We start from the raw sequence: 15,091 nt of genomic DNA, 5'->3' as shown, positions 1-15,091 counted from the left end.
GGTGGTGCTGTTAGGATTTGCCTGCTTGCTTGGAAATATGTATCACGTATAAAGGTTACACCCTCCCGAAAAAGTATGGTATTCTACTATGAGGTAAAAAGGTAGAAACGGAGTAAGGAGTGCAGCCGATGTATCAGCTCATAAGAAAATATCTGTTCCAGCAAGATGCGGAAGAGATTCATGAAAAGACAATTGGTGCCTTAAGGCTGGTGGAGGATTCTGCTCCAGGCAAAAGCATCCTGAAGATGATCTATCAGGTAAAAGACCAGCGATTGGAGAATAAGCTGTGGGGAATGACTTTTCCGAATCCAGTCGGACTTGCAGCCGGTTTTGATAAAAATGCAGAGGTCTATCATGCGTTAGGTGCCCTTGGTTTTGGATTTGTGGAAATCGGGACATTGACGCCACAGGGGCAGCCAGGCAATCCAAAGCCGCGTTTGTTCCGATTGCCGGAACATCAAGCTGTCATTAACCGGATGGGCTTCAACAATCACGGCGCGTATCTAGCTTCCCAGCATTTGGTCGATTACGCATACTCAGACGTTCCGATTGGGATTAATATTGGGAAAAACAAAGTAACGCCGAATGAAGAGGCGTCCATCGACTATAGCAAATGTATGGACATGCTCTATTCATACGGTCACTATTTCGTCATTAATATCAGCTCTCCGAATACCCCGAATCTGCGTGACTTGCAGGAAACAGAGAGCTTGCGTCATTTGGTGCGCGCAGTAAGAGAAAAGGCAACCGAAATGGAAGCGCGTTCCATCAAGAAAAAACCGATTTTGCTGAAGGTAGCACCAGACATGTCGGATGAGCACATGCGCGATGTTGTTCACGCTGCGGTAGAAGAAGGCATTGCCGGCATTATCGCTACCAATACGACACTGTCACGCGAGGCGGTTTCCGGACATCGATTTGCCGAGGAAGCGGGCGGTTTGAGCGGAAGACCTCTTACAGAGCGTTCCACTGCTTGGGTAAAGGAGATTTATCAAGAAGTGGGAGACAAGGTACCAATCATTGGTGTCGGGGGCATTTATAACGGTGAAGACGCCTACGCGAAAATCCGAGCAGGAGCCAGTCTCGTTCAGGTTTATACGGGTATGATTTATCAGGGCCCAGGTATCGCCAAGCAAATCAACAAAAAACTGCTCAAGCTCATGCAACGCGATGGTTTTAAACATATTAGTGAAGTAATTGGCGTAGATGCAAAAGAATAGATAGAACAAGTACGCATAGGTCGATGGCTCCGTTTGTAGGGGGTCATCGGCTTATGCGTTTTTGCTTATATTCTTCCGATTTATGTAGTGATCCGGTATAATGATGTGGGACAAACATGAATTGTCTGTCAATTCCATATTGTCGGCGTTAGGTGCCTTTATGTGACGCATAAAGGGTAACAGGGAATCGGGTGAAAGTCCCGAGCGGTCCCGCCACTGTAACCAGGGAGCTCTCTTTGAGAAGGAAACCACTCATTTTCTATGGGGAAGGACAAAGAGCGCATGGATCTGGAAGCCAGGAGACCTACCTAGTAGCCACACCCACAAACCCTTCGCGGAAAGGAGCGGTGAATACGAGGCAATGAGGCTGTGTGATCAGTCTGTTGTTTTGTGCGCGCATCTCGTCCATTGTTGGAGGAGATTTTTTTGTTTGCAGGAAAGAACGAAAGACAGTGAAGGAGGAATGAACATGAATCGATCTCGTCTCGTATCCACATGTCTGATGATCGCGGGCTTTGTCCTTTATTTTCTACTCAATGAACCAGAGACAGGACACGCGATGCACATCATGGAAGGGTATTTGCCATTATCCTGGGCCTTGTTTTGGTGGGCTGTCTTCTTGCCATTTTTTATTCTTGGGATTCGCTCGATTAATAAGATTGTCAAGGAACATCCCGAAATGAAGCTCCTTATTGGTGTTGCAGGAGCGTTTGCGTTTGTTTTATCTGCGCTGAAAATCCCTTCGGTTACAGGCAGCAGCTCTCATCCGACTGGAACGGGCCTTGGTGCCATTATGTTTGGCCCTTTCGCGATGTCAGTGCTAGGGAGCATGGTGCTCTTGTTTCAAGCCTTGTTGTTAGCACATGGAGGTTTAACTACGCTAGGAGCAAATGCCGTATCCATGGCAGTAGTAGGACCACTGGTGGCATACGGAATCTATCGGATGATCATGAAAGTGGGCAGAAGCCAACGTCTGGCTGTTTTTGCGGCCGCTGCCCTGGCTGACCTCGCTACCTATGTGGTGACTTCGGTACAACTGGCGTTGGCATTCCCAGCTGAATCCGGTGGAGTATTGGCCTCGTTTGCCAAATTCGCAGGAATTTTTGCTTTCACGCAAGTGCCGCTCGCAATCAGTGAAGGTCTGTTGACCGTCCTTGTTTGGAACTGGTTGCTATCTTACAACGCAAAAGAGCTTACACAGCTTCGTTTGCTCAAACGGGAGGAATCGCTGTGAAAAAAGGATGGAACTGGCTATTGCTCTTGGGGGTAATCGTGTTGGCTATTGTCCCGCTGTTGCTGGTGCAGGATTCGGAATTTGGCGGCGCAGATGGCGTGGCAGAGGAAGCGATCAAGGAAATTTCCCCGAACTACGAACCGTGGTTCCAGCCATTGATAGAACCGCCAGGAGGAGAAACGGAGAGCTTGTTGTTTGCGGTGCAGGCGGCGTTGGGTGCGGGAGTGGTTGGCTACGCCGTGGGCTTGTACAAAGGTCGGTTGGATAAGCGGAAAAAATGAACGGGCTGCAACTTGATTCTCTCTCTTATCAAAACAGGCTGAAACGTCTGCCGCCAGCTCATAAGCTATTGCTGGCGAGTGCATTGTTACTGCTTGTTTTGGTGGGACATGTATGGATGCAGATGGCCGTCGTTGTCTGGATGACAGTATGGGTAGTGGTGTATGCCCGGATTCCTGTTCGGATCTATTGTGCCTTTATGATCGTGTCGCTCTCGTTTTTCGCGGCGGGGCTCCCTGCCCTATTGGTAGAAGGGACGAGAGCAGGAGAAGTACAGGGCCAGGTCGCGGCAGCATGGGAGTTGGGTTCGTATGTGCTCTATGTCCCGACGTCATCACTCAGTAAAGTTTGGATCTTATTTTGGCGTACCATGGCGAGCTTATCTTGCTTTGCCTTCATTTTGTTTACCGTGCCGTTTTCAGAAATCTTGCAGGTGCTTCGCCGTCTGCATATGCCTGACCTTGTGACTGACTTATTAATGATCATGTATCGGTTTATTTTTGTGTTAGTAACGATTTCTCACCAGCTCTGGATTGCCCAACGTTCCCGAGGAGGTCATCGCGGCTTCCGGGCGACGCTTCGGGATGCAGGGATTCTGGTTGCTCAATTGTTTGTCAGAGCGATGCGCAAATACGAAGCTTTGCACAAAGGAATGGCGGCTAGAGGCTTCGGGGAGAGCATGCACGTGCTCTCGTTTCATACCCATGCTCGTTCACGCCGCTATGAGTGGGAGTCAATCGCAGGCTGTATGCTATTGGTCCTGCTTGAGTGGTGGACAGGAGGTTGGCGGTTTTGACATCGCGGTTGTTGGAGTTCATCGATTTGCAGTACACGTATCCTGGAGGGCGGGGCCCCGTCCTGTGTGGACTGTCCTTATGGATTCCAGAGGGGAAAAAATGTGTCCTTTTGGGACGAAACGGCTGTGGGAAGTCGACCTTGTTCTTGCATGGAAACGGGATCATCGAGCCACAGAAGGGACAGGTGCTGTGGAAGGGGAAACCGCTTGTCTACAAACGAGCCGCACTGCAAGAGATGACGCAAAAGGTAGGCTTGGTCTTTCAAGATCCCGAGCATCAGCTGATCGCAAGCACGGTCGCGGAAGATATATCCTACGGTTTATGCAATCAGAAGCTGCCTGCGGACGTAATCCGGGCTAAAGTAGAAAATGTGCTGGATGCATTCGGGTTGAGAGAGCTGGCAGAAGCTCCGATTCATCACTTGAGCCTGGGACAAAAACGGCGTCTAGCACTCGCGGGGGTCATGGTCATGGAGCCTGAGCTTTTGCTGTTGGACGAGCCTACTGCGTATCTGGATCGCTATCAGACGAAAAATTTGCTGCGGGAGCTCGATGCCATTCACCGGCAAGGAACGACTGTTTTAATGGCGACACACGATATGGATATTGCGTTTGAATGGGCAGAGTGGATTTGCGTGATGGATGAAGGCAAGCTTGTTTTCGCGGGAGATCCTCAAGAGGCATTGGAAAACAGAACCATGCTGGAGAGCCTTCATCTGGGCATGCCGATGCTTGCAGATGTGTGGGAGGCACTGCCTGAGCATTGGAAGCGGGAACTGGGTGGAAATACGCCACGTTCCGTCGACGATCTGCGAAAGAGGCTCAGTGTTTCACGGGTGTGGTGAATGGGGTGGCGGATTTCGGGCAAGCTAACCCCAAAAAGCCATGGAGGTACGCTGTATGGAACAAGACTCTGTCATGAGTTCATCTGTCCCGAATCATCAGGAAAAAGGAATCTCTCGTCATGTAAAAGAAGAACTGATGTATAGTGTTTTGGAAAAAGACATGACCACCGATGAACAGGAAAAGAAGTTAAAAGATGATTATTTAAAAGGAAAGGCGTAAATTTGCGCTAAGAAGCCCTTCTCGCCACCTAAAGGCGTGAAGGGCTTTTTTACATGGAATGATCCCCGTACCCACCCTCGTCTGTCTGATTTTCGCTGAAAAATTAAGAAGATTTGCGCGGATTTTGTAGGGATATGTCCTTTCATCACGAATTACGTAAAGAAGGCACTTACTTACAATGGAAGAAGTGATGAGGTTGTGATTTCAACTTTGAATAAGACGCTATGCGTTCAGCAACTCGTAGAAAAATTAAGAGATAAGCAGCTTCTTCATATACCGATGGTTGATCTTCGAGAATCCAATAAGGCTTTATATGAATACGTCAATCAGCTCAATGATTCGATTGCGATCATTCCGACCACAATCAATTCTGTGATTACAGGCGTCATCCGTTTTCAGGAAGGGTACTTTATTACCTTGGGCATGCTCATCTGGAAAGACGCCAACAAAAAAGGGGCGTTCAAAGAAGGGACATTTCTGTTTTACAAGCATGACGCTCATGATTCGTTTGAGGATTGCGTCCATATTACCAATTCCATCGAAAATCACAATCTGATGGAAAGCTTGTTCTTTGCGTGCTGCGAGAGCAAGGATGGCGATTCCGTGCTTTCCTATTCGCATATCGAACATGCGATTACATACGGAGAGCTGTATCGTGACATGAAGACTAAAATCAAAAAAGGGTTTGCGTAATTGCTGCAAAACTAGAGGCTTGAAAAGAAATACAACTTGAAGCCACCAGAGCCCGAAATTATCTCATACGATCAGCATATTCTCGTAAAGCGTTTGGAAAAAGACAACGAGATTCGCAATGTAATGATCATCACGGTCATTAGCACACACAAGCGGGGAAGAATAGATTTATTGGATGTCAGAACAGGTAAGTTCGAGTCTCAGAAGAGCAATGGACCGATGCTCTATGATTTTGGTGGTCCAGGTGGCCGGAAGAGCCAATTAAAAAATAGTTTTTTTGTTGGTGAGAAACTTTACTTGCCAAGTTTTGGATGATATACTGCTGAAAATTTATAAAAAATTCCAATTATAGAGGAGTTGTCCTACTTGATGATCAAGAAGTAACGTCTTGCCATTCACCAGTTGGCCCGACCCCCTCCATGTAAATGGTTTTGTCTACTCACAAATAAAAACCACTTACAACAAAATGGAGGAATATCACGATGAGTAAACCTGAAATGAATGTTGCTTTAGTAATCGGTCCGGATACGGATCTGGATAGCCAAGCAATCCGCAATACACTTGAGTATTTTGGAGCACGAGTCTTTACGTATTGGATTGGTCGACCAAGCGATTTGATCGATGTATTGAATGGCAGCGATCTTTACCCAAATACCGACATGATTGTTCTGAATTTCCATGGCGATGAGGGAAGCCTCATCATGCCAGAGTTGGGCGAGGACGTTTACGAGGAAGGAGAACCAACGGGTGATTTTGGTCCTGACGAGGTTAGACGTTTTGCCAAGCTGGATGGAAAAATCGTGTTAGGTAACGGATGCTCGCTTGGTGATCCCGAATTAGCGAAGGCCTTTCTGGACAGTGGTTGCCTTATGTATATCGGGCCAGATGATTACCCGGACGGAAATTCTGCGCTGATGTTCGCACTGCGCTATTTCTACGAGGTAATTCAAAAAAAGAAAAGCGTGGAAGAGGCTTTTCGAATCGCAAAAGCTACTGATGAAGAAACCGAGATGTATCAGCTTTATGTAAAAGAGTAAATGCAACGCAAAGGGAGCCTTGTACTAGGCTCTTTTTGCGTTTTTTTGAGCGATCGATATATAATTGAAAAGGATTATCATTATCAACTATTTGGCAGGTGAGTGTTACCAGATGAATAAAAGGCTAGAACAACAGAACTTTCTTGAACATACCTTGCTAGAATTGTACGAAGCGAAAACAATGGAGCGTGCCGATTGGGAACGGAAGGAGCCTCTTGTGCTAAGGCATCATGTCTTGCTTACTTTTGCAAAAGGGAAAGGAATCCTGAGCATCAATGGTACGCCGATAAAAATTACACGCAAGTCGATTTTTTTGCTGCTGCCGGGTACCAATGTAGAAAGCAACTTGGCAGACAAAGAAGACGTGGAAGCGCATTGGGTCAGCTTTGATCTGTTTCGGCAAGTCGAAGCAACTGAACAGCGACGGGTGTATGAGCGTGAACAATCTTTTCCTGTTCAAGGCTTGATTGCAAACAGCCATACCAGATTGCAGAGATTGATTGCAGTGCTTGTCACTGGTCATAAGGCTGCTGCCAAAAACAACCGAATGAGGCAGTTGGAGAATTTGCATGTCTTACTTGATAAGGTAATGACCGATCATCTGCCGCGTAGGACCGAAGGAGAAGAACAATGGCTGCAGCAGACTGTAGGCTATATTCAGGAAAACTATCAGCAGGAGATCAAGGTGGAGAGGTTGGCGGAAATGGCAGGGATGCATCCCGCTTATTATTCGCAGCTTTTCAAGCGAGAGATGAAAAAGACACCTATCGAATACTTGACACAATTGCGCATGAACAAAGCAAAAGAGCTGTTGCTCTCTGCATCTCCTGACAAAAATATTCGCGAAATTGCCAGTAGCGTCGGATATCGAGATGAGTTTTACTTTAGCCGTCGATTTAAAGAAAGCAGTGGATATTCGCCAACTTCGTATAAAAAAAGTCGCAAAGAACCATCCGTCATCTCTCTTTCCTACCCGTATACCGAGCATTTGCTGGCGCTGGGTATTACACCGTGTGCTGCACATACGCACCCCCATCTTCTCATCGATACGATTTCATTGCCGCTGCCAAATCACGCCTTGGAAATGTGGGAAATTAGCCGTCAATCGTTCGTTGAGACGAAGCCAGACCTAATTGTCTGTAAGGATCATGTGTTGACAAAAGCCAGAGAGCATCTTGGGGATATTGCTCCTATATTCAGTGTTTCGTGGAACCAGACAGATACGTTCGGTCATCTCATGGAGATTGCTCATCTCGTCGATCGCAAGCGCGAAGCACGTACATGGCTGGATCGCCATACGAAGAAGGCGGAGAGCATACGAAAAAAGGTCAAAGCTTTATTGGGAAAAGCGACGGTGGCAATCTGTGTAGTCTGCGATCAGGCATATCGGATGTATAGCACGCGCAATATTGGACATGTTTTTTATCGCTCACTTGAGCTCGGCGTACCTGAAAAAATTCAGCGAGAGCTGATCCCGCATCCGCCTGGCACACACTTCAACTGGGTGGGGATGCCGAAAGATGAGTTGCCTCAGTATGATGCTGATTTTTTATTTTTTGTTGTACGTTCAGAAGAAGAAGTGAAAATGGTCGAGTATGATATCCGAACGATGGAGAGCTGGAAGAATCATTCTGCAATTGCGGCTGGGCGCTATGCTTTTTTGGATTGGTACAAGTGGATGGTCTATGCGCCGCTTTCGATTGAGAAGCAGTTGGAAGAATCGTATGACCTGTTTGTAAGTATCATGGACCAATCGTTTTCTATAAAAACTCCAAGCAAAAATGCTTTATTTCTGTAATGGACGCTGAAAAAGGGAGTCGCTATAATCAATTTTGTGATAATGATTATCACTATTAGGAGGGTTTCGAATTAAACAAATCAATCTGGTAAGAGTAGGGTTATTTCTTTTACTAGCAGGGATAGGCTTACTTGCAGCCATGTTTTGGGCAATCTCTTCAGGTGCGAAGGAGCTGACCTTACAAACAGTTTGGACAGCCATTTTTACATACAATCCAACACTGACCGCCCATCAGATTATTCATGAACTGCGGTTACCACGGGTAATCGGTGCAGCGATTGTCGGTGCTGCATTTGCTGTGTCGGGGGCACTCATGCAAGGCGTGACGCGTAACCCGTTAGCGGATGCAGGGATTTTGGGGATTAATGCAGGCGCTATGCTGGTTGTAGCCATGTGCTTTGCCTTCATGCCTGATGTGTCATATTCCGCATTGATGATCCTTTCATTCGGTGGTGCGGTGGCGAGTACCCTGTTTATTTTTTTGCTTTGCTCAAGTGCGCCGGGTGGCTTGACCCCTATTCGGTTGACATTGGCTGGTTCGGTCGTTGCAGCGCTGCTTCACTCACTGAGCACCGGAATTGCAATTTACTATGGGCTGAGTCAGGATATTGCCTTTTGGTATGCCGGGGGTGTAGCGGGAGTCAAATGGACACATCTGCAATTACTAGTGCCTGTCATTTTACTAGCAATTGTGTGGGCGGTCTGCCTTGGACGCTCTGTCACGCTGGTTTCGCTAGGGGAGGAGGTGGCTACAAGTCTCGGAGTAAAAACAAAGCGGGTTCGTTTCTTTGGAATGGCGGCAGCGGTAGTACTGGCTGGGGTGTCTGTTTCAGCGGTAGGCGGGATTGGGTTTGTTGGTCTTGTCATCCCGAGCATGGCCCGGAAGCTGGTCGGTGTCGATTATCGGGCGATCATTCCAATGTCGGCTGTACTGGGGGCGATCTTGCTTGTCATGGCCGATTTGGCCGCTAGAACCGTGAATCCACCAGAGGAACTAGCGATAGGAGTGATGGTGGCAATGGTTGGGGTTCCCTTCTTTCTTTATTTGGCTCGCAAGGAAGGGAGGAATCTGTAGATGCAGGATTTGGCGTCTCGAAGACGTGCGCGAGCAATATGGATTGGTAGTTGTCTCCTGACAATCGCATTCGTGGTCATTGCAATTAGTCTCAATACAGGCTCCATCAAAATAGGCCCTGTGAACGTTGTGCAAACGCTTTTAGGTTATGGCACACCTGATGACGAACTCGTTTTGTTTGAATATCGATTGCCGCGCATTATCATTACGATGCTTGCTGGAATTGGTTTGGGTATTTCCGGGGCTATCCTGCAAGCCATCTCTCGCAATGCATTGGCTGACCCCGGGATCATTGGTTTGCACGCAGGTTCTTCTTTTGGACTTATTGTATTTGTTACACTTTTTTCTTCGATGAAGGGGGCATCGGCTCTCATGCTCCCGCTGTTTACATTTGGTGGCGGGATTTTGGCCACTTGCCTGATCGTCTTATTGGCGAATGATCGTCATCGAGGCTTGCTGCCGATACGAATGCTCTTGGTCGGAATCGCGATTGCCGCTGGGTTCAGTGCCATTACGCTGTATCTTTCTCTGCGACTGGATGAAAACACGTACGCGTTTGCTGCGAGATGGTTGGCAGGGAGTGTCTGGGGGAGGGACTGGGTCCACGTCACCGCGCTGTTGCCTTGGATTGTGCTCTTGGTGCCATATGCGTGGATGCGTGCACAAGCACTGAACTTGTTTTCGCTTGGTGATGAGATAGCGATTGGTGTAGGAGAAGCTGTGCAGCGCAAGCGTCTGCTTCTCTTGGGGTGTGCTGTTGGATTGTCTGGGGCGAGTGTCGCGATGGTCGGAGGAATTGGCTTCATCGGACTCGTTGCCCCTCATCTGGCTCGCAGACTGGTCGGGCCGCGTCAGCAGTATGTTTTGCCTATTTCCGGACTGGTTGGACTCGTGATACTAGTGAGTTCGGATACGATTGGCCGCTCGATGTTCGAACCGAATGCGATTCCAGCAGGTGTCGTCGTCGCAATGGTGGGTGCGCCTTATTTTCTTTATTTGCTGGTCAAAACAAAATCATAAATCTTAGGCATGAATGAAAAAGGAGTTCTCTATGAAAAAACTTGGGATTTTACTCAGCCTGGCAGCAACACTTGTGCTGGCAGCTTGCGGACAACAGGGAGCAACGGATGCCGCAAAGCAGGAAGCATCTGCAAAAGGTGCCTCTGGCGATTCAGCTAAGACACCAAACATCGCTTCCATGTCCATTCACTTGACAAATAACCTGCTTGCACTGGGCATTACTCCTACAGGTTCGGTTATCGGGGGAGACGTCAAAGACTTTTTGCCGCATGTCAAAGATCGGCTGATAGACACCAAGAAGCTGGGAGTCGTCGCAGATCCTGATATGGAGGCACTCTTGGCTCTCAAGCCAGATGTTATTTATCTTGATGAAAAATACGCTGGAGCTGAGCTGGCAAAGTACGAAAAAATCGCGCCGACCCACGTCTTTAACCTTGATGAGGGAACATGGCGCGATCATTTGAGAAAAACTGGAGAATTGGTAAACCGCCAGAAGCAAGCAGAAGACTTTATTAAGAATTATGAGGCGCAGGCAGAACGTGTAAAAGCGATGATTGAGAAGAAGATCGGAAAAGACGCAACGGTGATGGCTGTTCGTGTCACAGCGAAAGAGGTTCGAGTGATGGGCATGAAACGCCCGATGGGACCGCTACTGTTTAACGATCTGGGGCTGAAGCCGGCAAATGGCGTAGAAAAAATCAACAAAGCGTACGAAGCAATATCGCAGGAGGTTTTGCCTGATTTCGATGCAGATGCCATCTTTTTGATTGTCAACAAAGATGGTGATGCACAAAAAATTGGGAAGCAGCTTCAGGAAAATCCGATCTGGCAAGGCTTGAAAGCAGTGAAAAACAATCATGTGTATGTACTGAATGGGCAACCATGGTTGGACTATTCGTCGTTGGGACACAAAATTGCATTGGATGATGCAGAAAAACTGTTTGCTGAATAATCTTGTTGATCGCCCCTCTCTTGCTAATGCAAGGTGAGGGGTGATTCGTCTTTTCCTAGAATTGTCAGGAGGCGGGATTCTTCAAGTAAAATCGCAAATCGGACTGTAATAAGGGGAAAAGGGCGCAGGCAAATGCTTGCGTCCTTCTTGCGGAATAGGTCATCGTACAGGCAAAACATCCGCGAAGAGCATACAGTAGTGTGTCTAAGGAAAGGGGGAGGCAGAATGGGTATCTTTAATGGCTTTGATGACTTTGCTCTGATCCTGGTTCTGTTCGTTTTGCTTGTCATTGTCGGTTGTGATTGTGATTAGGAAATGTGATTAGCAAAAAGAGCGATGCAAAGGGATATATAATCCCTTTGCATTATTCATTTACGAAACGAGGTGAGAGTGAAAAGTGGCTAGACAAATCAATGGTTTTAGCCCTGAATTTGCAGATTGGCTCAAGTCGAATAAGGTCTCGATCAAAAAGCTGCAAAAAAATCCCGAATCCCTTGGGCAGTATTATCAAGAGTGGACAAAAACGAGTCGTCGGACGAGAAGAGAGTCTCGACCGCCAAGGGTTTCCAATCTAAACCTTGATATGGATACCATATTAAATGGTGTACGCATAGCAAACGAGGTATTCAGAACTTTCCAAGGAACAAATGGGATTGGAAATATATTTAGAAGGTTCATGTCTTGAAATCACGAATCTTGTCGGGAGTTATTCCAGCAATCCTAGCTGTTGAGGAACGAAACTTTCCATCGCATACCCCGTGAAAATAACCAGCGCTCTTCAATCGAGATTGGATGAGCTGTACATCTCCACCAACGTCGCCTTCCGCTAAATTTCTAGGATCATGGCTTGGGTCCCCCAATATATGCCCATAAATTGTTACTTTTGTTCCGAGTGGAGTTATCTTGAATCATTCGATTACGTCATTGTTTCTCATACGAATACAACCGTGGCTCAAATGCTGGCCGATAGAATGAGGCTTGTTTGTGCCATGGATGCCATAAATTCCCATGGGACGATGACTTTATATTCTCCAATAGGTGTAGGTGTAGAAGGATTACCAACTGCAACCGGATAGGTTTTCAATACTTTCCCATGCTTCCGGATGATCAGTTGATGTTTTCTCGGATAGACCTCAATGGTATAAATGCCTTGATCGCTTATGATTGGTAACGAAGGATCGGCGAAAGCGGTTTTTTGACCGATAGCGGCTGAAATGCCTACAGTCAGTAGAATAATGGCAGCACCTTGTATGATAGAGCGAGTTATCTTTTGAATCAACATGATCATGCGCATCTCATGAAAGCCCTCCTCATCAGAGAAGGGCTTTTTCCTGCAACTTACAGGTCGTAATACAGTTCATATTCTTTCGGATTCACAGTCCGCTCAACTTGCTCAATCTCACCGCGTTTTTGTGCGATCCAGCCTTCAATTACTTCTTTTGTAAAGACATTACCCTCGAGTAAGAAGTCATGGTCTTGTTCAAGTGCTACAAGTGCTTCTGCAAGAGAGCCGGGAGCGCTTTTGATTTCGTGTTTTTCTGCATCGGACAAGTCGTAGATGTTTTTATCCAATGGTCCAAAGCCCAGTTCACGCGGGTCGAGCTTGCGCTTGATACCATCGAGGCCAGCCATCAGCATGGCAGCAAAAGCCAAGTACGGGTTAGCAGTAGAGTCTGGGGTGCGGAACTCAATACGGGACGCTTTTGGCGTAACGGCAGCAATCGGAATCCGAACCGCAGCAGAGCGATTTCCTTTGGAGAAGACCAAATTCACAGGTGCTTCGTAGCCGGGAACAAGACGCTTGAACGAGTTGGTGCTCGGATTAGTCAGGGCGATCAAGGCAGGGGCGTGGTGCAAAATACCGCCAATGTAGTGCAGTGCAGTCTCACTCAGGTTTGCATAACCGCCTTGCTCATAGAACAACGGGGTATCGCCGTTAAACAAGCTTTGGTGAACGTGCATCCCAGATCCGTTGTCACCAACGATTGGTTTTGGCATGAAGGTAGCTGTTTTACCGTGTTTCGCAGCTACGTTGCGCACGATGTATTTGAACAGCAAGAGATTGTCTGCTGTACGAGTCAGTGTATCGAAGCGGAAATTAATCTCACCTTGACCGGCTGTTGCCACCTCATGGTGATGGCGCTCCACATACATGCCGCATTTCGTCATCAAGGTGCACATTTCATTGCGGATATCCATTTGGGAGTCGGTTGGTTGAACAGGGAAGTATCCGCCCTTGTTGCGTACTTTGTAGCCCAGGTTTTGTCCTTCTTTACCTGTGTTCCAGAAAGCTTCTTCTGAATCGATATGGAAGAAGGAGCCGGACGGACCAGAGGCATAGCGCACGTTGTCGAAGAGGAAGAACTCGGATTCTGGACCAAAGTAAGCAGCGGTAGCGAGGCCGGTTTGTTGCAGATAGGCTTCGGCCTTAAGGGCAATGCCGCGGGGGTCGCGTGTGTAGACGGTGTTGTCTGGATTGACGATGTTGCAGATGATATTCATGGTTTTGGCTTCGACGAATGGGTCAATGAAGGCGGTTGTCGGATCGGGCATCGCTACCATGTCGCTTTCCTCAATGGACTTGTAGCCGGTTAGACTGGAACCGTCGAATGCGACGCCATTGCGGAATGTTCCTTCATCTACCGCGTAGGCAGGAACTGTGACATGGTGTTGGCGGCCGAGCAGGTCAACGATGCGAAAATCTACATATTCCACTTTTTCTGCGTCAATTGTGGACAAGACTGTTTTCATATCCAACATGATTCACTCCATTCACGAATTAAATTTATGGAATCATTCTCAATGTTCGGTTTTTCCTTGATTTCTATATTCCGAATTATATCGACAATTCTCATTGTTCGTCAAGAGGTTTTCTTACGTTGAATGTAAGGTTTTCTAACATTATATTATGGGGTTTAGAAAATGGTTACTTTTTAATAAAATATAGACAAACCATGACTTATAAACGCGGAGGCGATATAGATGAAGGTTCTCGTACTGGGAGCGGGGGGCATTGGCGGTTATTTTGGTGGCAGGTTGGTTGAATCAGGGGTAGATGTAACATTTCTTGTGCGCGAACGTAGATACAAACAGCTGCAGGAGAGAGGCTTGCGCATTCAGAGCATTCATGGGAATTTGCTTTTGGAGCAGCCGCAACTGATTCAAGCAGGTGAGGAAGCAGGACCATTTGATGTTGTGCTTTTGTCCAACAAAGCTTACACGCTGGAAGAAAGCGTCGATGCCATCGCTCCGTACGTAGGCGAGGATACAGTCGTCATTCCGCTGCTGAACGGAATTGCGCATATGGAGCTGCTATGGGATCGGTTTGGCCGGGAGCGCGTTCTCGGAGGTCTTTGTTTCATTGAGACGACCTTGAATGCAGACGGAGATGTGGTGCAGACAAGTCCTATTCATGATGCGGTGTTCGGTGAGTGGGAAGGTGGCAAAAGTGAGCGTGTAGAGCGAATGGAGCAAGCTTTTTCCAAGATCAACGGAACGATGCGTGCAAGCGCAAATATTCAACGGGAAGCCTGGCACAAATACTTGTTTATTGCGACGTTTTCCGGTATTACCACGCTGATGAATTCCGCAGTCGGACCTATCCGGGAATCGGCTTGGGGCGTAGAGTTGACACGTCAGCTCGCTGAGGAAATCGCATCGGTCATGAGCGCTTTGGAGGCACCTATCAAGCCAGATATCGTCGACAAACAGATGGAAACTTTCCAGAATCAGCGTCCTCAAACGAAATCGTCCATGCTGCGTGATATGGAAAAAGATCTTCCAGTCGAAGCGGATCATCTTCAAGGATATCTCTTGGAGAGAGCGGAACAAAAAGGCTTGTCCACGACGCTTTTGAAAGTTGTCTATAATAATCTGAAGGTTTACGAACAGAAGCGTGATGGAGACAAATAAGGTATAATAC

At 47.4% G+C, this 15,091-nt stretch carries 16 protein-coding genes, 1 pseudogene and 1 riboswitch; of the genes and pseudogenes, 15 read left to right on the top strand and 2 right to left on the bottom strand.

What is annotated here, in order from left to right; genetic code table 11:
* The first annotated feature begins 128 nt into the window (after nt 1-128).
* From ACFYU8_RS19690 to ACFYU8_RS19625, 14 genes are all read left to right on the top strand, one after another.
* The gene (locus ACFYU8_RS19690) at nt 129-1,220 is read left to right on the top strand and encodes a quinone-dependent dihydroorotate dehydrogenase (RefSeq protein WP_390302461.1); all 1,092 of its coding nucleotides are present in this window, start codon (nt 129-131) and stop codon (nt 1,218-1,220) included.
* 133 nt (nt 1,221-1,353) lie between these two features.
* Nucleotides 1,354-1,546, top strand: a riboswitch (cobalamin riboswitch).
* 143 nt (nt 1,547-1,689) lie between these two features.
* Nucleotides 1,690-2,454 carry an energy-coupling factor ABC transporter permease gene (locus ACFYU8_RS19685; RefSeq protein ID WP_390302458.1) on the top strand — a complete coding sequence of 255 codons (765 nt, stop codon included), beginning with the start codon at nt 1,690-1,692 and terminating at the stop codon, nt 2,452-2,454.
* The gene (locus ACFYU8_RS19680) at nt 2,451-2,735 is read left to right on the top strand and encodes an energy-coupling factor ABC transporter substrate-binding protein (protein WP_390302455.1); all 285 of its coding nucleotides are present in this window, start codon (nt 2,451-2,453) and stop codon (nt 2,733-2,735) included. The genes ACFYU8_RS19685 and ACFYU8_RS19680 overlap by 4 nt, the downstream gene beginning before the upstream one ends.
* Nucleotides 2,732-3,529 carry a cobalt ECF transporter T component CbiQ gene (gene cbiQ, locus ACFYU8_RS19675; protein WP_390302452.1) on the top strand — a complete coding sequence of 266 codons (798 nt, stop codon included), beginning with the start codon at nt 2,732-2,734 and terminating at the stop codon, nt 3,527-3,529. The genes ACFYU8_RS19680 and cbiQ overlap by 4 nt, the downstream gene beginning before the upstream one ends.
* Entirely contained in the window at nt 3,526-4,374 is an 849-nt protein-coding gene (locus ACFYU8_RS19670; protein ID WP_390302449.1) for an energy-coupling factor ABC transporter ATP-binding protein, read from the top strand. The genes cbiQ and ACFYU8_RS19670 overlap by 4 nt, the downstream gene beginning before the upstream one ends.
* A gap of 55 nt (nt 4,375-4,429) precedes the next feature.
* The gene (locus ACFYU8_RS19665) at nt 4,430-4,594 is read left to right on the top strand and encodes a hypothetical protein (protein ID WP_390302446.1); all 165 of its coding nucleotides are present in this window, start codon (nt 4,430-4,432) and stop codon (nt 4,592-4,594) included.
* Between the two features lie 198 nt (nt 4,595-4,792).
* A complete protein-coding gene (locus ACFYU8_RS19660) occupies nt 4,793-5,287 on the top strand; it encodes a hypothetical protein (RefSeq protein WP_390302443.1) in 495 nt (164 codons plus the stop codon).
* Nucleotides 5,288-5,323: 36 nt separating this feature from the next.
* Complete coding sequence (locus ACFYU8_RS19655) at nt 5,324-5,602, top strand: hypothetical protein (RefSeq protein WP_390302441.1); 279 nt, start codon at nt 5,324-5,326, stop codon at nt 5,600-5,602.
* Nucleotides 5,603-5,769: 167 nt separating this feature from the next.
* The gene (locus ACFYU8_RS19650) at nt 5,770-6,324 is read left to right on the top strand and encodes a delta-aminolevulinic acid dehydratase (protein WP_390302438.1); all 555 of its coding nucleotides are present in this window, start codon (nt 5,770-5,772) and stop codon (nt 6,322-6,324) included.
* A gap of 112 nt (nt 6,325-6,436) precedes the next feature.
* Nucleotides 6,437-8,122, top strand: coding sequence for an AraC family transcriptional regulator (locus ACFYU8_RS19645; protein WP_390302435.1), 1,686 nt, complete (start codon nt 6,437-6,439; stop codon nt 8,120-8,122).
* Between the two features lie 139 nt (nt 8,123-8,261).
* The gene (locus ACFYU8_RS19640; RefSeq protein ID WP_390302432.1) at nt 8,262-9,197 is read left to right on the top strand and encodes a FecCD family ABC transporter permease; all 936 of its coding nucleotides are present in this window, start codon (nt 8,262-8,264) and stop codon (nt 9,195-9,197) included.
* Nucleotides 9,198-10,217, top strand: coding sequence for a FecCD family ABC transporter permease (locus ACFYU8_RS19635; RefSeq protein ID WP_390302429.1), 1,020 nt, complete (start codon nt 9,198-9,200; stop codon nt 10,215-10,217). It begins immediately after the preceding gene.
* Between the two features lie 31 nt (nt 10,218-10,248).
* Nucleotides 10,249-11,169, top strand: a complete 921-nt coding sequence (locus tag ACFYU8_RS19630; RefSeq protein ID WP_390302426.1) for an iron-hydroxamate ABC transporter substrate-binding protein — start codon at nt 10,249-10,251, stop codon at nt 11,167-11,169.
* A 132-nt stretch (nt 11,170-11,301) separates the two neighbouring features.
* Nucleotides 11,302-11,481, top strand: a complete 180-nt coding sequence (locus ACFYU8_RS19625; RefSeq protein ID WP_390302423.1) for a YjcZ family sporulation protein — start codon at nt 11,302-11,304, stop codon at nt 11,479-11,481.
* 413 nt (nt 11,482-11,894) lie between these two features.
* Here ACFYU8_RS19625 and ACFYU8_RS19620 read toward each other — a convergent pair.
* Nucleotides 11,895-12,451, bottom strand: a pseudogene (locus tag ACFYU8_RS19620) (L,D-transpeptidase family protein); the annotation flags it as partial.
* A 56-nt stretch (nt 12,452-12,507) separates the two neighbouring features.
* On the bottom strand, nt 12,508-13,926 hold the full coding sequence (glnA, locus tag ACFYU8_RS19615; protein ID WP_390302584.1) for a type I glutamate--ammonia ligase: 1,419 nt from the start codon (nt 13,924-13,926) through the stop codon (nt 12,508-12,510).
* A gap of 225 nt (nt 13,927-14,151) precedes the next feature.
* Here glnA and ACFYU8_RS19610 point away from each other — a divergent pair, with 225 nt between their 5' ends.
* The gene (locus tag ACFYU8_RS19610) at nt 14,152-15,081 is read left to right on the top strand and encodes a ketopantoate reductase family protein (RefSeq protein WP_390302420.1); all 930 of its coding nucleotides are present in this window, start codon (nt 14,152-14,154) and stop codon (nt 15,079-15,081) included.
* Nucleotides 15,082-15,091: the final 10 nt, after the last annotated feature.

The organism is Brevibacillus sp. NPDC003359 (assembly GCF_042878995.1).
Lineage (GTDB): Bacteria > Bacillota > Bacilli > Brevibacillales > Brevibacillaceae > Brevibacillus.
Note: the sequence above shows the minus strand (reverse complement) of the source record. Positions and strands in the feature narration are given on the sequence as shown.